This window comes from Pseudomonas sp. W4I3, from assembly GCF_030816195.1.
Classification (GTDB): domain Bacteria; phylum Pseudomonadota; class Gammaproteobacteria; order Pseudomonadales; family Pseudomonadaceae; genus Aquipseudomonas.
The window spans coordinates 3,040,940-3,059,091 of the sequence record NZ_JAUSXS010000001.1 but is presented as its reverse complement, the minus strand read 5'-3'; the positions used below and the strand labels follow the sequence as shown (position 1 = coordinate 3,059,091).

General features: G+C 61.1%; 15 protein-coding genes and 2 pseudogenes. 11 read left to right on the top strand and 6 right to left on the bottom strand.

Translation table 11 applies throughout. From position 1 onward, the window contains the following. Positions 1–47: 47 nt before the first annotated feature. Positions 48–896: a transporter substrate-binding domain-containing protein gene (locus QF045_RS14075; protein WP_306492721.1), complete on the bottom strand. Its 849-nt coding sequence runs from the start codon at positions 894–896 to the stop codon at positions 48–50. 400 nt (positions 897–1,296) lie between these two features. On the opposite strand from QF045_RS14075, the gene QF045_RS14070 reads away from it, so the two are divergent. Both QF045_RS14070 and QF045_RS14065 read left to right on the top strand, forming a co-directional pair. Continuing rightward, positions 1,297–1,545, top strand: a complete 249-nt coding sequence (locus tag QF045_RS14070) for a hypothetical protein (protein ID WP_306492720.1) — start codon at positions 1,297–1,299, stop codon at positions 1,543–1,545. Between the two features lie 22 nt (positions 1,546–1,567). Continuing rightward, positions 1,568–1,882: pseudogene (locus tag QF045_RS14065) on the top strand (thioredoxin family protein); the annotation flags it as partial. Between the two features lie 46 nt (positions 1,883–1,928). On the opposite strand, the gene QF045_RS14060 reads toward QF045_RS14065, so the two are convergent. The 3 genes from QF045_RS14060 to rpiB all read right to left on the bottom strand — a co-directional run bounded on the left by QF045_RS14060 (position 1,929) and on the right by rpiB (position 5,371). Further along, entirely contained in the window at positions 1,929–3,497 is a 1,569-nt protein-coding gene (locus QF045_RS14060) for a TerC family protein (RefSeq protein WP_306492719.1), read from the bottom strand. Between the two features lie 368 nt (positions 3,498–3,865). Beyond that, positions 3,866–4,846 (bottom strand): sugar-binding transcriptional regulator, encoded by a 981-nt coding sequence (locus tag QF045_RS14055; RefSeq protein ID WP_057703573.1) that lies wholly within the window; start codon positions 4,844–4,846, stop codon positions 3,866–3,868. A 63-nt stretch (positions 4,847–4,909) separates the two neighbouring features. Beyond that, on the bottom strand, positions 4,910–5,371 hold the full coding sequence (rpiB, locus tag QF045_RS14050) for a ribose 5-phosphate isomerase B (protein WP_306492718.1): 462 nt from the start codon (positions 5,369–5,371) through the stop codon (positions 4,910–4,912). Positions 5,372–5,654: 283 nt separating this feature from the next. Here rpiB and QF045_RS14045 point away from each other — a divergent pair, with 283 nt between their 5' ends. The 7 genes from QF045_RS14045 to dhaL all read left to right on the top strand — a co-directional run bounded on the left by QF045_RS14045 (position 5,655) and on the right by dhaL (position 12,957). After that, positions 5,655–7,142, top strand: coding sequence for a sugar ABC transporter ATP-binding protein (locus QF045_RS14045; protein WP_306492717.1), 1,488 nt, complete (start codon positions 5,655–5,657; stop codon positions 7,140–7,142). Then, positions 7,139–8,116, top strand: coding sequence for an ABC transporter permease (locus tag QF045_RS14040; RefSeq protein ID WP_306492716.1), 978 nt, complete (start codon positions 7,139–7,141; stop codon positions 8,114–8,116). Before QF045_RS14045 ends, QF045_RS14040 begins: the two co-directional genes overlap by 4 nt. A 34-nt stretch (positions 8,117–8,150) precedes the next feature. After that, on the top strand, positions 8,151–9,158 hold the full coding sequence (locus tag QF045_RS14035; RefSeq protein ID WP_306492715.1) for a substrate-binding domain-containing protein: 1,008 nt from the start codon (positions 8,151–8,153) through the stop codon (positions 9,156–9,158). A gap of 88 nt (positions 9,159–9,246) precedes the next feature. Then, entirely contained in the window at positions 9,247–10,002 is a 756-nt protein-coding gene (locus QF045_RS14030; RefSeq protein WP_306492714.1) for an SDR family oxidoreductase, read from the top strand. 27 nt (positions 10,003–10,029) lie between these two features. Next, complete coding sequence (locus QF045_RS14025; protein WP_306492713.1) at positions 10,030–11,145, top strand: alcohol dehydrogenase catalytic domain-containing protein; 1,116 nt, start codon at positions 10,030–10,032, stop codon at positions 11,143–11,145. A gap of 162 nt (positions 11,146–11,307) precedes the next feature. Beyond that, positions 11,308–12,309, top strand: a complete 1,002-nt coding sequence (locus QF045_RS14020) for a dihydroxyacetone kinase subunit DhaK (protein WP_306492712.1) — start codon at positions 11,308–11,310, stop codon at positions 12,307–12,309. A gap of 3 nt (positions 12,310–12,312) precedes the next feature. After that, a complete protein-coding gene (gene dhaL, locus QF045_RS14015; protein WP_306492711.1) occupies positions 12,313–12,957 on the top strand; it encodes a dihydroxyacetone kinase subunit DhaL in 645 nt (214 codons plus the stop codon). Positions 12,958–13,110: 153 nt separating this feature from the next. On the opposite strand, the gene sohB is transcribed toward dhaL, so the two are convergent. After that, positions 13,111–14,136, bottom strand: a complete 1,026-nt coding sequence (gene sohB / locus QF045_RS14010) for a protease SohB (protein ID WP_306492710.1) — start codon at positions 14,134–14,136, stop codon at positions 13,111–13,113. 192 nt (positions 14,137–14,328) lie between these two features. On the opposite strand from sohB, the gene QF045_RS14005 reads away from it, so the two are divergent. Both QF045_RS14005 and QF045_RS14000 read left to right on the top strand, forming a co-directional pair. Beyond that, positions 14,329–15,039: a histidine phosphatase family protein gene (locus QF045_RS14005; protein WP_306492709.1), complete on the top strand. Its 711-nt coding sequence runs from the start codon at positions 14,329–14,331 to the stop codon at positions 15,037–15,039. 56 nt (positions 15,040–15,095) lie between these two features. Then, positions 15,096–15,410 carry an SCP2 sterol-binding domain-containing protein gene (locus QF045_RS14000; RefSeq protein ID WP_005788868.1) on the top strand — a complete coding sequence of 105 codons (315 nt, stop codon included), beginning with the start codon at positions 15,096–15,098 and terminating at the stop codon, positions 15,408–15,410. Positions 15,411–15,473: 63 nt separating this feature from the next. Here QF045_RS14000 and QF045_RS13995 read toward each other — a convergent pair. Further along, positions 15,474–18,123 (bottom strand): annotated as a pseudogene (locus QF045_RS13995) (glucosidase). Between the last annotated feature and the right edge of the window lie 29 nt (positions 18,124–18,152).

The window sequence follows — 18,152 nt, the reverse complement described above, 5'->3', positions numbered from 1 at the left end:
GCAGTACCTGAATGGGGCGCCGTCAAGCGCGCCCCGATTGGTGCGGGTCACTTGAATTCCACAGGAAAACCAATCGCCGGTTCTGGCAGGTCAACGCCGAACCATTGCTTGAACGACGCCTTGTAGGTGGGGAATTCGACGCCGGTCATGGCTTCATGCAGGGCGGTATTGACGAAGTTCAGCCAGTCCTGGTCGCCGCGCTTGACCGCGCACGCGTAGGTTTGCGGGCTCCAGGCGTAGGTCGGGCTGCGGTAGCGGCCGGGGTTCTGCACCATCAGGTATTTGACCGAAGACTGATCGGTGGCGGCGGCATCGGCGCGACCGGAGTTCACGGCCTGGTACATCAGGTCGACGCTGTCGTACTGGTCGACCTTGGCCTTGGGCAGCGCCTGGTGCACCAGTTCTTCGGCATACACGTTCTGCAGCACCGCGACGGTAACGCCATCACCGGCCGCCTGCAGGTCTTCGATTTCCTTGTACTTGCTGGTGTTCGGCAGCAACAGACCCACGCCTTCGCGGTAATACGGCAAGGTGAAGGCCACTTGCTGCGCACGGCTGGCGGTGACGGTGATGAACTGACAACTCATGTCGACCTTGTCGGTCAGCAGGTTGGGAATACGCGCGTCGGAAGACTGCACCACGAACTCGACCTTGCTCGGGTCGTTGAACAAACCCTTGGCCACGATGCGGCCGATGTCGATATCAAACCCCTGCAACTTGCCATCCGCTCCCTGGAAGTGCCACGGCGCATTGGTACTGCCTGTACCCACGATGAGGTGCCCACGCTTGAGCACATCATCGAGTTTGCTGTCCGCCGCCTGCGCGAGGCTGGCGACGGTAGCCGATGCGGCGAAGAGAAAAACACACGCTTTGAACACGGAAGGTCGGTGATGCATGACAAGCACTCCAGGGGTTGTGTATTCCGCTATACCGGAACTTAGTATGTAACAACGGAATAGACAGCAGAAAGTGTGCCATAGGTGCCGGCAGAAAAATATGCTGTAGGAAAATGCTTTGGGTATCAGGGAGATAGTCATCAACACGGTCAAGGCGCTGCGCCATCACCGATAGGCAGACTGCTACGCTAGGCCTCAAACGGTGTTACTGCGCACCAACACCGGGCAGATGGCAGATTCAACGCGATGGGCTAGCCTGTAGGAGCGAGGCGGGCGGCTAGCCCTTGCTCGCGTAGAACGCCCAGCCACCGGTTGAAGCACAGGCTGCCCGCGTTATCGTTGACGTTTTTCGCGAGCAAGGGCTAGCCGCCCGCCTCGCTCCTACAAGGACCCTGCCCTGATGAAACTCAGCCTTAGCCTGTTGATCATCGGCACGCTGATTGCCGGTAATGCCTTCGCCAGCAACGACCGCCGCGACTGCAAGGACGAACTGCAGAAACTCAAGGAAGCCTTCGACACCAACTACACCAGCCAGAATCACCATGACTATCGGGAAGCCAAAGCGTCGCGTGACAATGAGGAATACCGAAAATGCGCAGGCCAGGCGCGCAAGGCTAGGGAACGGCTGGAGCAGCAGCCGGACCTGTGAGAGTTGACAGTAGACGCGGGTGATGCACCGGCTTAGCGTTGGCACACACCCACGCTACCGGCAGGAGATCACCATGGGCGCAGCCACGCGAACAATTTCCAGCGCCAAGGACTTCCAGCGCGTGCTGAACACACCGCGCCCCGTCTTCATGCTGTTCGTTTCAGAGCACTGCCCCGCCTGCGCCAGCGCAGTGCCCTTATTCGAAAAGGTTGCCTGGCAACATCCATGGATCGTGAGCATGGTGCTCGATTGCGCGCACACCCCGAGGCACCCTGACGTAACGGGCACCCCAACGCTGCTGGTCTACGAGCGCGGCAACCAGGTCGAACTGCACAAAGGGTTCGGCGCAGTGGAGCAACAGCAGGCGTTTGTCGAAGCACTGTTCAGCCTTTATGACCGGAGCAAGGCCGCAACAGCACCTGCGTCACCCGTCGTTCTTCAACCGCCGCCACCGTTAGTTGCCAGCCCTCATGTTCCAGGCTATCGCCCACCACAGGCAAACGATCGAGCAGGCTCATCAGCAGGCCAGCCAGCGTTTGATAGTCCTCGGTAGCGGCCACCTTGAAGCCGGTGCGCTGGCCGACCTGGCTCAGGTTCAAGGCGCCACTGGCGCGAAAGCCGTCCGCCTCCTCGACGATATCCGGCCCCTCGATTTCGCTGGCGTCCGGCAATTCACCGGCAATGGATTCCAGGATGTCGGTCATGCTCAGCACCCCCATGAAGTCGCCGAATTCGTTGATCACGAACGCAATGTGCGTGGACTCCTGGCGCATCTGCTCCAAAGCGTTGAGGATCGAAAAGCTCTCCAGCAGGTTGATGGCGCGGCGCGCCAGGTGTTCCAGGTTCGGCTCGTTGCCGGCCAGGTATTCCTTGAGCAATTCCTTTTTGTGCACAAAGCCCAGGGGCTCATCGACTGCGCCATTGCGGATCAACGGCAGCCGCGAGTAAGACGAATGCATCAACTTCAGGCGGATACTCTCGGCGCCGTCCGCCAGGTCAATGCAGTCGACCTTGGCCCGTGGCGTCATCAAGGTGCGAATCGGTCGTTCAGCCAACTGCAGCACACCACTGATCATCACGCGCTCGCGCCGGTCGAACAGCGGACCCTGCGCAGCGTCCGATTCACCCAGCAGATCAGCCACTTCTTCACCCACCTCCTCCACCGCCAGGCTGCGACCGCCGAGCAGACGCATCACCGCGTGGGCCGTACGCTCACGTACCGGCAATACGCCTTGCGCCGACTTCTTGCGCCGCGAGCGGGCAATCTGGTTGAACACTTCGATCAGAATCGAGAAGCCGATCGCTGCGTACAGGTAGCCTTTGGGAATATGAAAGCCCAGGCCCTCGGCCGTCAGCGCGAAGCCGATCATCATCAAAAAGCCCAGGCACAGCATGATCACCGTCGGGTGCGCGTTGACGAAACGGGTCAACGGCTTGCTCGCCACGATCATCAGGCCGATGGACACGATCACCGCGATCATCATCACCGCCAGCTCATCGACCATGCCCACGGCGGTAATCACCGCATCGAGGGAGAACACCGCATCGAGCACCACGATCTGCGCCACGATCGGCCAGAACATCGCATACGTCACGCTGCCCTTGTGCTGAGCGACATGACCCTCAAGGCGCTCGTGCAATTCCATGGTGGCCTTGAACAACAGGAACACACCACCGAACAGCATGATCAGGTCTCGGCCGGAGAAGCTCTTGTCCAACACCTCGAATAACGGCTGAGTCAGTGTCACCAACCACGAAATACTCGCCAGCAGGCCCAGGCGCATCAGCAAGGCCAGGGACAAACCGATCAACCGCGCACGGTCGCGCTGCTCCGGCGGCAACTTGTCCGCCAGGATCGCGATAAACACCAGGTTGTCGATACCCAGTACCAGTTCCAGCACAATCAAGGTCGCAAGGCCGAGCCAGGCCGTTGGATCCGCTAACCATTCCATTTATAGAGTCTCTGTGTTCAAGAATGCCGGGCACGACGAAGCGCGGTCATTGGACCGGGACAAGGTTAGTCGATGCAACAGGGAGGGGTTGGGCGAAGACAGTGACAGCGGGTGTCTTGGGGAAAGACGACCGGGAGGCTCCGAGAGGGTGTTCATGCAAGTCCTGAGGTAACAAAAGGACTTGAATCCTACAGCGAGAATACGAATTTCCTACAATGCAAAACTATTACAAAACCTGTCCTCAGAACCTACACCAACCCCATGTGGGAGGGAGCTTGCCCCCGATGGCGGTCTTCCAGCTATAAACATGCAAGTTGATACACCGCTATCGGGGGCAAGCCCCCTCCCACATTTTGACCGCTGGCGTGTCAGGGTTTTCGGGTGGCATCGTCCAGCGCGAGGATAGTGTGGGCGTTGGTCACGGTCGTTGCCAGGGTATTGATCACCCCGGAGCGCAACGCGCCCAGGGTCGCCGCCGCCTTGGTGTTCTCACTGGCAATCGCCACCACGTCCGGGATGCGAAACAGCTCCTGCACCGTCAGCCCGATGACCCGCCCTTGAATGGCGTTGACCGCCGGCTGGCCGTGAATGTCGATAAAGTCATAGCCCATCATGTCGCCCACCGTGCCGGACAAGCGTGCCTGGGCGATTTCCTGCGGCGAGAACCAGCCCATGCGCACCATGTTGCTGTTTTCGCTCATGTCGCCGATGCCGATCAGCGCAATATCGGCGCGGCGCGCACGGTCCAGGGTGGAGCGGACCGTGTCGTTATTGATCAGCACGCCGCGCAATTCGGGGTTGGCTACCAGTGCCGGGGCGTACAGGCTTTCGCTTTCGCCACCAAAGCGCAGGGCCAGGCGCCGGCAGATATGGTCGGGGTTCATGTACTCGCCCGCCTTGAGCGAACCGCCGATGGCGCAGACAAATGTGCAGTTGCGCGTCACCGGCAGAAATACATTATCGGCCACGGCGCCGACGTTACGGCCCATGCCCACCGCGACGATCATGCCGTCACCCAGGGTTTTATTCAGGTAGTTGGCCACCAGGCTGGCGACAGCCGAGCGCTGGGTGTCCGGGTCGCTGTGGTCAACCGCAATCAGGGCGCGATCAAGCTTGAAGCGCTCGACCAGCGCCCGCTCCAGCTCGTTGTTCATCGCCGGGTGCTGCAACACGCGCACCTCGACAATGCCTTCATCGCGCGCACGCTTGAGCAAACGGCTGACCTTGGCCCGCGACAGGTCGAAGCGCTTGGCGATGGCCTCCTGAGTGACGTTCTCAAGGTAATAGAGCATCGCCACTTCGGTCATCTGATCGATATCGCTGGCCATGCGCTGGGTACTGTCACTCATGGGGACGGGCTTCCGTTTCGGCGTCAAAGGCGCATTCTCCCGACTCTTGCCCCGTGCCGTCCACTACTGATGCCCATCACGCTCGATCGCATTGATGCGCTCGACCTTGGCCCCCGAACGCGCAACCTCGAACTCAGACGCCAGGAACGCGGTGACGATGCTCTTGGCCAGTTCAGCGCCAATGACGCGCGCACCGATGGACAAAATCTGCGCATCGTTGCTTTTGCGCGCGCGCTCCGCCGAGTAGGTGTCATGGGCCTGGGCGGCACGAATACCCAGCACTTTATTCGCCGAAATCGCCATGCCGATCCCGGTGCCGCACACCAGCACGCCGAGGCGCTGCTGCCCGGCGCTGATGGCATTGGCCACGGCCAGGGCAATGTCCGGGTAAAGCACCGGTGCGGTGGAATGCGTACCGAAGTCGGTCACCGGGTAACCCAGCGCCTCGATATGCCGTTTCAACAGCTCCTTGAGCTCAAAACCCGCTTCGTCGCATCCGATAGCCACCGGGAAAGGTGTGTTCATGGCGTCTGGCTCCGCTGCCGTGAATAAGCATTTGACCGATCATATGATCAGCCAGTGAAATTTCTATCAGGCATTTCGCGGGCAGACAGCCCATTCTGTCAAGCTTGTTTTTGCTGACCTTGCAGTCAATAGCGCTTTAAAAGCTGAATGGAGTGAAAAACATGAGAATCTGCACTTTTAAGTGAAAGGCATTGACTGATCAGAATTTCATTTGATACACATATGTTCACAGCAAAACATGACTGTGCGACCTAATAAGAATTCACAGCACGAGGACACGCCGATGGCTACGCCATTACTGCTCCAGGCTGAACATGTCGCCAAGGCTTACGCCGGGGTACCTGCCCTGCGTGACGGACGCCTTTGCTTGCGGGCCGGCAGCGTACACGCCCTGTGCGGCGGCAATGGCGCAGGCAAGTCGACCTTCCTGAGCATCCTGATGGGCATTACCCCGCGCGATGCCGGCAGCATTCTGCTCAACGGTGCCCCCGTGCAGTTCAACCGCCCGAGCGAAGCCTTGGCGGCGGGGATCGCGATGATCACCCAGGAGCTCGAACCGATTCCCTACATGACCGTCGCCGAGAACATCTGGCTGGGCCGCGAACCGCGCCGCGCCGGTTGTATTGTCGACAGCAAAGCCCTCAACCGCCGCACCCGCGAGCTGCTCGAAGGCCTGGAGTTCGACGTCGACCCCACCCGCCCCATGCACCGCTTGAGCGTGGCGCAGATCCAACTGGTGGAAATCGCCAAGGCGTTCAGCCATGACTGCCAGGTGATGATCATGGACGAACCGACCTCGGCCATCGGCGAGCACGAGGCACAGACCCTGTTCAAAGCCATTCGCCGCCTCACCGCACGCGGCGCCGGCATCGTGTATGTGTCCCACCGTTTGAGCGAACTGGCGCAGATTGCCGACGACTACAGCATCTTTCGCGACGGCGCCTTTGTCGAAAGTGGGCGCATGGCCGATATCGACCGCAACCACCTGGTGCGCGGCATCGTCGGCCAGGAGCTGACGCGCATCGACCACAAGGTCGGCCGCGAATGCGCCGCCACCACCTGCCTGCAAGTCGACAACCTCAGCCGCCACGGCGAGTTTCACGACATCAGCCTGCAACTGCGCCAGGGCGAAATCCTGGGCATCTATGGCCTGATGGGCTCGGGGCGCAGCGAATTTCTCAACTGCATCTATGGCCTGACCGAGCCCGACTCCGGCAGCGTCACGCTGCAAGGCAAGCCCATGCCCATCGGGCTGCCCAAGGCGACCATCAATGCCGGCATGTCGCTGGTCACCGAAGACCGCAAGGACAGTGGCCTGGTGCTCACCGGCAGCATTGTGTCCAACATCGCGCTGTCGGCCTACAAACGCTTGTCGAGCTGGTCGCTGATCAACGCACGCAAGGAAGCCCAACTGGCCGAAGACATGGTCAAGCGCCTGCAGATCAAGACCAGCTCGCTGGACTTGCCGGTGGCCTCCATGAGCGGCGGCAATCAGCAAAAAGTGGTGCTCGCCAAATGCCTGTCCACCGAGCCGGTGTGCCTGCTCTGCGATGAACCGACCCGAGGCATCGACGAAGGCGCCAAGCAAGAGATCTACCACCTGCTCGACCAGTTCGTGCGCGCCGGTGGCGCCGCCATCGTGGTGTCGTCGGAAGCCCCGGAACTGCTGCATTTGAGCGATCGCATCGCCGTATTCAAGGGCGGTCGCCTGGTGACCATCAGCAGCGACACCGCCCTTTCCCAGGAAGCCTTGTTGAGTCTTGCCTCATGAATGCCAAAACTGACGTTGCGCCCGTTTCCGCCGCACCGCGCAACACCTTGCGCCTGTCCCTCGACCGCTTCGGCCTGGCACTGGTGTTTATCCTGCTGTGCGTGGTGATGGCGTTTTCCAGCGAATACTTCATGACCTGGCGCAACTGGATGGACATCCTGCGCCAGACCTCCATCAACGGCATTCTTGCCGTGGGCATGACCTACGTAATCCTGACCAAGGGCATCGACCTCTCGGTAGGCTCGATCCTGGCGTTTGCCGGACTGTGCAGCGCCATGGTCGCGACCCAGGGCTACGGCTTGCTGGCGGCGGTCAGCGCGGGGATGTTCGCCGGGGCGATGCTCGGCGTGGTCAACGGTTTCATGGTGGCCAACCTGTCGATCCCGCCGTTCGTGGCGACCCTCGGCATGCTCAGCATTGCGCGCGGCATGACCTTCATCCTCAACGACGGCAGCCCGATCACCGACCTGCCCGACGCCTACCTGGCGCTGGGCATCGGCAAGATCGGCCCGATTGGCGTGCCGATCATTATCTTCGCCGTCGTCGCGCTGATCTTCTGGATGGTGCTGCGCTACACCACCTATGGGCGCTATGTGTACGCGGTGGGCGGCAATGAAAAGAGCGCGCGCACCTCAGGGATAGGCGTGCGCAAGGTGATGTTCTCGGTGTATGTGGTGTCGGGCCTGCTGGCCGGACTGGCCGGCGTGGTGCTGTCAGCGCGCACCACCTCCGCCCTGCCCCAGGCCGGGGTTTCCTATGAGCTCGATGCGATTGCCGCGGTGGTGATCGGCGGCACCAGTTTGTCCGGCGGCACCGGCAGCATCGTCGGCACCCTGTTTGGCGCGCTGTTGATTGGCGTGATCAACAACGGGCTGAACCTGCTTGGTGTTTCTTCCTATTACCAGCAGGTCGCCAAGGGCCTGATCATCGTGTTCGCAGTACTGATCGATGTGTGGCGCAAGAAAAAACGCTAGAGAACGACCCACAACAATAACCGGAGTTCTACTTATGAAACTGGGTACCACCTTGGCCGCCGCGGCGACCTTTACCCTGCTGGCCAGCAGTATCGCCCTGGCCGCCGATGGCAAGACCTACAAGATCGGCGCTGCCGTCTACGGCCTCAAGGGCCAGTTCATGCAGAACTGGGTCCGCGAGCTCAAGGAGCACCCTGCGGTCAAGGACGGCACCGTGCAATTGACCGTGTTCGACGGCAACTACGACGCGCTGACGCAGAACAACCAGATCGAAAACATGGTGACCCAGCGCTACGACGCCATTCTGTTCGTGCCCATCGATACCAAGGCCGGCGTCGGCACGGTGAAAGCCGCCATGAGCAACGACGTGGTGGTCATCGCCTCCAATACGAAAGTAGCCGATGCCAATGTGCCGTATGTGGGTAACGATGATGTGGAGGGCGGCCGCCTGCAGGCCCAGGCCATGGTCGACAAGCTCAACGGCAAGGGCAACGTGGTGATCATCCAGGGCCCGATTGGCCAGTCGGCGCAGATCGACCGGGAAAAAGGCGAGCTGGAGGTGCTGGGCAAGCACCCGGACATCAAAATCATCGAGAAGAAAACCGCCAACTGGGACCGCGCCCAGGCGCTGACCCTCACCGAAGACTGGCTGAACGCCCATCCCAAAGGCATCAATGGCGTGATCGCCCAGAACGACGACATGGCCCTCGGTGCGGTGCAGGCGTTGAAGTCCCATGGACTGACGTCCAAGGACGTCCCGGTCACCTCCATCGACGGCATGCCGGACGCGATTCAGGCGGCGAAAAAAGATGAAGTCACCACGTTCCTCCAGGACGCCCAGGCGCAGTCCCAGGGCGCGCTGGACGTGGCGTTGCGCGCTTTGGCGGGCAAGGACTACACGCCGCAATCAGTGATCTGGGAGCGTTATGGCAAGGACGTGAAATGGGGTGATGGCACCGCCAAGAACTACATCCTGCCCTGGGTTCCGGTGACCAATGCGAATGCCGATGCGCTGTACAAGCAGGTCAGCGGCGGCAAGTAGTTATTGACTTCAAATGCAGTCAAGTGTGGGAGGCGGCTTGCCCCCTCCCACATTGGGATCTCCATTGTGATTGAAAGAGGAGTCATACATGTCTGGTTTCTGGAACCAAGCCTTCGACCTGAGCGGCCGCTGCGCCGTGATCACCGGTGGCGCCGCCGGCATCGGCCTGGCCTGCGCCACCTTGCTGGTGGAGCGCGGCGCGCGCGTGGCGTTACTCGACCGCGACCCGGCAGTGGTTGAAATAGCCGCCGGCCTGGGCGACGGGCACCTGGGCATTGCTGTCGACCTCGGCCAGATCGGCCAGATACACACCACCATCGATCAGGTATTCGAGCAGTTCCAGCGCCTGGATTACCTGGTCAACAGCGCCGGCGTGGTGTTGCTGGACAAGGCCGTCGAGGTCAGCGAAAGCGCCTGGGACACCACGCTGGATATCAACCTCAAGGCCAGCTTTTTCGTGGCTCAGGCCTGCGCCCGACACATGTTGACCCAGGGCAGCGGGCGCATCGTCAACCTCGCCTCCCAGGCCGCGGTAATCGGCCTGGACCGCCACGTCGCCTACTGCGCAAGCAAGGCCGCCATCGTCGGCATGACCAAGGTACTGGCCATGGAATGGGCGCCGCAGATCAACGTCAACGCCATCTCCCCGACCATCGTCGAGACCGCCCTGGGCAAGAAAGCCTGGGCTGGAGACGTGGGCGAGCGGGCCAAGTTGCAGATTCCGGCGGGGCGCTTTGCCCAGCCCGAGGAGATCGCCGGGCTGGCGTTGTACCTGCTCAGCGATGCCGCACAAATGATCACCGGCGCGAACATGGTGATCGACGGCGGCTACAGCATTCAGTAATCCATCTTTATGTCGTGAGGTTTTGTCATGTCCACCGTTACCGAACGCAGCGCTGAACAGCTGGCGCCAGTCATTCCGAAAACCATGCAGGCCGTGGTGTGCCATGGCCCGGAAGACTATCGCCTGGAAACCGTAGACGTTCCCACACCGGGGCCGGATGAGATCCTCACCAAGGTCGAGCTGTGCGGCATCTGCATGGGTGACATCAAGACCTATCGCGGTGCGCCGTCATTCTGGGGCGATGCCGAACAACCGCGCTACGTAAAGCCGCCGATGATTCCGGGCCATGAGTTCGTGTGCCGCGTGGTTGCCCTTGGCCCTGGCGCGGAAAAACGCGGCGTGGCGGTGGGTGACCGGGTGATTTCCGAGCAGATCGTGCCGTGCTGGGGCTGCCGGTTCTGCAACCACGGCCAATACTGGATGTGCCAGAAGCACGACCTGTATGGCTTCCAAAACAATGTGCAAGGCGCCATGGCCCAGTACATGATCTTCACCAAAGAAGGCATCGTCCATAAAGTGCCGGAATCCATCGCCCCGGATGAAGCGATCCTGATCGAACCCCTGGCCTGCTCGCTGCACGCGGCAGAACGCGCCAACGTCGACCACGACGACATTGTGGTGGTCGCCGGCGCCGGCACCCTGGGCCTGGGCATCATCGGCGCGGTGCGGTTGCGCAACCCGAAAAGGCTCATCGTGCTGGACATGAAGCCAGAGCGCGCCGCCCTGGCCCTGCGCATGGGCGCCGACGAAGTATGGAACCCGGCGGAGGTCGACGTGCTGGCGAAAATCCGCGAGATCACCGACGGCTACGGCTGCGACATCTATATCGAAGCCACCGGGCACCACAAGGCGGTGAACCAGGGCCTGGCGATGCTGCGCAAGCTGGGGCGTTTCGTTGAATTCAGCGTGTTCAATGATGAGGCCACGGTGGATTGGTCGATCATCGGCGACCGCAAGGAACTCGACATCCTCGGCTCGCACCTGGGGCCATACATGTACCCGCGCGCCATCGATTTTATCGGCAACCGCAAGATCGATATGCGCGATGTGGTGACCCACACCTTTGCCCTGGCGGATTTCAAGGAGGCGTTTGCGGTGATGGAGCGTGGCGAAAAATCGCTGAAGGTTGTACTCAAGCCATAAGCACACCACAGCTTCCCAATGTGGGAGGGGGCTTGCCCCCGATGGCGCTGCGCCAGTGCTGAATCAGCTAGCTGACACACCACTATCGGGAGCAAGTCGAATCGTCGCACCGCCCCTCCCACACTGGATAGTGGTGAACCCATAAAAACAGGAACCCGCGTTATGAATCGAGTCATCAACGATCCGGACCAAGTGGTCGAAGACATGCTGCGCGGCATCCTCGTCGCGCACCCCGAACTGCGCCAGTACGAAACCAACCCTCGGGTTATCGTCAAGGCTAAACCTTCGGCCAAGGGTCGTGTGGGCATCGTCACCGGCGGTGGTTCCGGGCACGAGCCAGCGTTTCTTGGTTACGTTGGCCCGGGCCTGGTGGACGCGGTGGCGGTCGGCGAGATTTTCTCCTCGCCCACCGCCAAAAGCTTTTTCGATGCCTTCCGCGCCGCCGACCAGGGCGCGGGCGTGGCCTGCCTGTACGGCAACTACGCCGGTGACAACATGAATGTGAAGCTGGCGATGAAAATGGCCGCCAGCAAAGACATGCGTATCCGCACCGTGGTCGCCAATGATGACGTCGCCTCCGCCCCCAGGGCGGAGATCGCCAAGCGTCGCGGGGTGGCCGGGGAAATCTTCATGTGGAAGATCGGCGGCGCCGCCGCTGCCCAGCATTACGACCTGGACGGGGTGATTCGCGTCGCGCAAAAAGCCGTCGATAACTGTCGCTCGATTGGCATCGGTCTCACGCCTTGCACCATCGCCGCCGTGGGCAAGCCAAACTTCCAGATCCCCGACGGCCAGATGGAACTGGGTATCGGCCACCATGGCGAACCGGGCATCGAAGTGGTCCCTATCGAGTCCGCTGCGGCGATGGCCGAGCGCATGCTCTCGCCTATCCTTGCAGACCGCGATTTCAGCCAGGATGACAGCGTGGTAGTGCTGGTCTCCGGCCTCGGCGCCACACCGGTGATGGAGCTGTACGTGTTCTACGCCGAGGTGGAAAGCCAGCTCAAGGCCAAGGGTTTGAACATTCACCGTTGCTACGTCGGCAACTACTTCACCTCCCTGGAAATGATGGGGGTGACCCTGACCCTGCTTGGCCTGGACGCGGAATTGAAAACACTGATCGACCAACCCTGCCGTTCCATCGGCATGACCCAGGCGGAGTGAACCATGAGTGAGCATTTTTCTACCCACGACGGCAGCGCCATCGTCGCCGACCTGGTCAGCGTAATCGTGGCCAACCGTGAATACCTCAGCGAAATCGACGGCGCAATTGGCGACGGGGACCACGGCATCAACATGGCCAAGGGCTTCGCCCATTGCGGGCGCGCGCTCGAAGGCCGCCAACTGAGCCTGGCACAAGCCCTGGATGAACTGACCCTGAGCCTGATGGAAGGGATAGGCGGCTCGATGGGCCCGTTGTATGGCAGCCTGTTTATCGGCATGGCCGATGAAGTGCGCGGCAGCGAAGCCATCGACGCCGCCACCTTCGCGCGCTTGCTGCGCGGCGGCCTGACCTCGTTGCAGGACATTACCGAAGCGGGTGTGGGCGACAAGTGTCTGATGGACACCCTCATTCCGGCAGTGGAAGCCTTTGAGCGGGCGCATGCCGACGGGGCTTCGTTCAACGATGCGCTGCAGGCAATGAAAAGCGCTGCTTCCCAAGGCCGAGATTCGACCAAAGACCTGGTGGCCAAGATCGGCAGGGCCAGCCGTTTGGGTGAGCGCTCGCTCGGGGTGCTGGATGCGGGAGCGGTGTCGTGCTGCCTGATCCTCACACGGCTGGCAGATTCCGTTCAGCCACGCTTGACCTGACCGGCTTCAACTTTAGGAGAGGGCTTTTTGTAGGAGCGAGCTTGCTCGCGAAGAACTCAGGGCCTCCGCGTTTATCCAGAATGAACGCGTTGCCTGGACGTTTTTCGCGAGCAAGCTCGCTCCTACATTCGGGCATGCCCCCTCCCACATGGGTTACCAGAAGCGTTGTTGGGTCAAACGACTCCACCAAGTCAGCAACACCCGATCCACCGAACCACTGGCCGCCAGCCCTACGCGTTCCTGCAGGCTCTTACGCTCGACATAGTGCAGGTGGAACACCTCGGCGGTCTTGGCTTTGGTGGCCAGGTATTCATCGCTGGTCTGCAGCTCGTCGACCAATTGCTTGTCGAGGGCGGCAACACCCAGCCACACTTCTCCGGTCGCGACCTCGTCGATCGCCAGCTGCGGGCGATAACGCGAGACGAAGTTCTTGAACAGCTGGTGAGTGATGTCCAGGTCTTCCTGAAACTTCTCGCGACCCTTCTCGGTGTTTTCGCCAAACACCGTCAGCGTGCGTTTGTACTCGCCGGCGGTCAGCACTTCGAAGTCGATATCGTGCTTTTTCAACAGACGGTTGACGTTAGGCAGCTGCGCAACCACGCCGATGGAACCGAGGATAGCGAACGGGGCGCTGATGATCTTCTCGCCGATGCACGCCATCATGTAGCCGCCGCTGGCGGCAACCTTGTCGATGCACACGGTCAACGGCACGCCCGCCTGGCGGATACGCGCCAGCTGCGATGAAGCCAGGCCGTAGCTATGCACCATGCCGCCGCCGCTTTCGAGGCGCAGTACCACTTCGTCCTTGGGCGTGGCCAGGCTCAGCAGTGCGGTGATTTCATGGCGCAGGCTTTCAGTGGCCGAGGCCTTGATGTCACCGTCGAAATCCAGCACGAACACCCGTGGCTTGGCCTCGGGCTTCTTCTTGCCCTGCTTCTTTTCAGCCTTGCCTTCGGATTTGCGCAGGGCCTTGAGCTGGTCCTTGTCGAGCAGGCTCGACTCCAGGCGCTCGCGCAAGCCCTTGTAGAAGTCGTTCAGCTTGCTGACCTGCAACTGGCCGGCGGATTTGCGACGCCCTTTGCTGCGCAGGGCCGCGAAGCTGATCAGCACCACCAGAATAGCGACCACCAGGGTGACGGTCTTCGCCAGAAAGCTCGCATATTCGGCCAAAAAATCCATATGTCTCCTTAAGAATGCACTGCGCCAGGCGCGGATGGCCCAGCATACCGGCGCTACTGCCTGTGGACCAGTGCCCAAACCGCCAGCAGCGCACCTCTAACGGGCTTTTAAAACAAGCGTATGTTTTTTCATTGACAGCTCGCAGGCATCCTCATAACCTCGCCAGACTTTCAACGTACCGGGAAAACGGACGTGGGCAGCATCTATCTGATTCGACATGGCCAGGCCTCCTTCGGTGCAGACGACTATGACGTCCTGTCGCCCGTCGGTGTGGAACAAGCCCGGGTACTCGGTCGCCACTTGGCAGACCTGGGGCTTAAGTTCGATCGTTGCCTGTCGGGTGATCTACGCCGCCAGCAGCACACCGCCACCGCCGCGTTCGATCAATACCGCACCCTCGGCCTGCCGGTTCCGCCCCTGGAAATCGACAGCGCATTCAACGAATTCGACGGCGAGGCAATCATTCGCGGCCTGCTCCCCGATCTGCTCGGCGCTGAACCCGACGCCGTACACATCCTGCGCAATGGCGCGCAGAACCGCAGCGAATTCCAGCGAATCTTCGCCCTGATCATCGAGCGCTGGCTGGCCGGCAGCTACGACCCTCCGGGGCTGGAAAGCTGGCAGGGGTTTGTCGAGCGCGTCAACGGCGGCTTGCAGCGCATCCTCGAGGCAGCCGACAACGGGCACAAGATCGCGGTATTTACCTCCGGCGGCACCATCACCGCCCTGCTCCACCTGATTACCCGAATGCCGGTGGCCCAGGCGTTCGAACTGAACTGGCAAATTGTTAACACCTCGCTCAACCAGCTGAAATTCCGTGGTCGCGAGGTGGCGCTGGCTTCCTTCAACACTCATACCCACTTGCAGCTGTTGAAGGCGCCGCAGTTCATCACCTTCCGATGAACTGCGGCCAACCGTGACCCCAAGGTCACTGGACTCTACCCTAAAGGATCGAAACCATGACTGACGTAGCTAAAGCCGTAGAAGCAATGAAAGCCAAATTCAACCCAAGCGCCGCTGAAGGCCTGGACCTGGTATTCGGTTTCCGTATCGACGACACCAAGAACTTTTCGCTGGTGGTCAAAGACAAGACCTGCGAACTGCAGGAAGGCGAAAACCCGGACGCCCAAGTGACCCTGGTCATGGACAGCGAAACCCTGGAAGGCATCGTCGACGGTTCCACCGACGGCATGCAGGCGTTCATGGGCGGCAAACTGCGCACCGAAGGCGACATGATGCTGGCGATGAAGCTGAGCGAGCTGTTTCCTTCCTGATTCAAGGGCAATCCTGAGTCAGATAAAGATCCAGTGTGGGAGGGGGCTTGCCCCCTCCCACATTTAGTTTTTAGGTTGCAGCAACAACGCCACCAACGCACTCCACCCCGTCTGGTGCGATGCCCCCAACCCCCTCCCGGTTTCTCCATGGAAATACTCATGGAACAACACCAGGTCACGGCTGAGCGGGTCCGCTTCCAGCTGCGCATACCCCGCCATTGACGGGCGCAGGCCGTTCTCGTCCCTCAGAAACAACCCGGTCAGACGCTCGCTGAGGCTGTCGGCCACTTCCTCCAGGGAGGACAGGTAACCACTGCCCTTGGGGTACTCCACTGAAAAGTTATCCGCGTAATAGCGATGAAATTCGCGCAGCGACTCGATCAGCATGTAGTTGACCGGCATCCACAACGGCCCGCGCCAGTTGGAGTTGCCGCCGTACAGGCGCGAATCGGATTCGCCGGGCTGGTAACTGGCGCACAGGGTGTTGCCATTCATCTTCAGTGCCAGGGGCTGCTCGGCGAAGGCCTTGGACAAGGAGCGCACGCCAAACGCCGACAGAAACTCATCCTCGTCGAGCATGCGCCGCAGCAAGTCCTTGGTGCGCTCGCCGCGCAGCAACGCCAGCAACAGTCGATTGCCCTGCCCCGGTTCGTTCCAGCGCGATACCAGCCTGGCCAGGTCCGGCCGATGATGCATGAAGCCCAACAGTCGCTCGCGCAAGCCTTCCAGGCCTTCATGCTCACGCTGCTCCAGCACCAGCACCGCAAACAGCGGCATCAGCCCGACGATGGAACGCAGGCGCACCGGCTCGCTCTCGCCATCGGGGCGATGCAGCACGTCGTAGAAGAACAGATCCTGCTCATCCCACAGCCCTTCGGCGCTGTCGTCGACGCGGTTGATGGCGCCGGCGATGTACAGGAAGTGCTCGAAAAACTTCACCGCGATATCCACGTACACACCATTGCGCTTGGCCAGCTCCAGGGCGATGCGCATCAGGTCCAGTGCATAGGCGGCCACCCACGCCGTACCGTCGGCCTGGTCCAGTTGATAACCCGGCGGCAGCGGCGCCGAGCGGTCGAACAGAGCGATATTGTCCAGCCCCAGAAAACCGCCCTGAAACAGGTTGCGGCCCTCGGCATCCTTACGGTTGACCCACCAGGAAAAATTCAGCAGCAGTTTGTGGAAAATCCGCTCCAGAAAGTCCATGTCACCCACCCCCCGTCAACGCCTTGTCCTGCTGGTAGACGCGCCAGCTGGCCCAGGCGTGAACGGGCGGGTTGGCATCGTCGAAGCGCCACTCATAGGCCGGCAATTGGCCGTTGGGGTGCATGAAACGGTCCTTCACCAGCAACAACAGCTGTTGCTTGGCGTAGCCCGGATCGATCAGCGCCAGGGCCACCGCTTGAAAGCCCTGGTCCCACGAGGCGTACCAGGGATACTCCCATGTGTCGGGCATGGACAGGATGTCGAAATTGGACAGGTGCCGCCAATGGCTATTGCGCAGATGCAGGCGCTCGGGCGGCGGCGCGGGCTGGGCCGGGTCGCCGTCCAGCCACTGGTTGACATCGAAATAATACAACTGCTTGGACCACAACAACCCGGCCAGGGCCTGGCGTTGTACGTTGCGGGCATCGGCGTCGGCGATCCCCTCCTGCAAGGCCGCATAGAACTCGTCGGTCTCCTGGCGGCGCTGCTCAAACAGCTTGCGCGCGTTGACCTCGGGCGCGTCCACGGGGGCGAAACGCAGGTACAGGATTTTGCGCTCATCACCCGCCAGCTCCAGGCAGAACCGCGCTGCGACCTTGGTTCCCGCGTCCCGGCGAACAGCGCCTTGAATGCCGTTCACCACATAATCGTTGATACCGTCCTTGAACGGCCCCGGCGCCGATGGCCCACCCAGCCGGGGAAAGTTGGTCTGGTTTTCACAAAACAACCATTCCACGCCGTCCTGGCCCCAGGCGCTGAGGTGGCGATCGCCCAACTCATGATGACGGGCGCGCACGCGGTCACCGTCCAGGGTCAAATCAGGCTTGGGTGCGTCGAACGTCCAGCTCCAGTCATTGCGTGCCCACAGCTGGGGCAACACCTGCAGGCGCGTGGGTTGCTCCGAGCGGTTGTGCACGGTGATGCGCATGAAGATATCGTCGGGTTGGTGCTTGGCGTACTCGACGCTGACGTCGCAGTAGCGGTTGTCGTCGAACACACCGGTATCGAGGATTTCATATTCGGTATCAGCCAGCCCGCGACGGGCGTTTTCGGCGATCAGGTCGGCGTAGGGAAACGCTGCATGGGGATATTTGTAGAGCATGCGCATGTAGGCATGGCTCGGCACGCCATCGACGAAAAAGTACAGTTCCTTGACGTCCTCGCCATGGTTGCCCTCGGCGTTGTCGAGGCCGAAAAGACGTTCCTTGAGGATCGCATCGCGCTCGTTCCACAGCGCCAGGCCCAGGCACCAGCGTTGCGCCTTGTCGCTGAAACCGGCCAGGCCATCCTCGCCCCAACGGTAGGCGCGGCTGCGTGCATGTTCATGTGGGAAATAGGCCCAGGCATCGCCGTCGGCGCTGTAGTCCTCGCGCACGGTGCCCCATTGGCGTTCACTCAGGTAGGGCCCCCACTCGCGCCAGCACTCTGCATCCTGCGCCGTCAGGCGCTGGCCTTCGAGGGTGTCGAGCATTGGGTGTATGGGTGTGGCCGTCATTGAGTCCTCCATCGCCTGCCGAGTGAGCAGCAGTGTAGAGC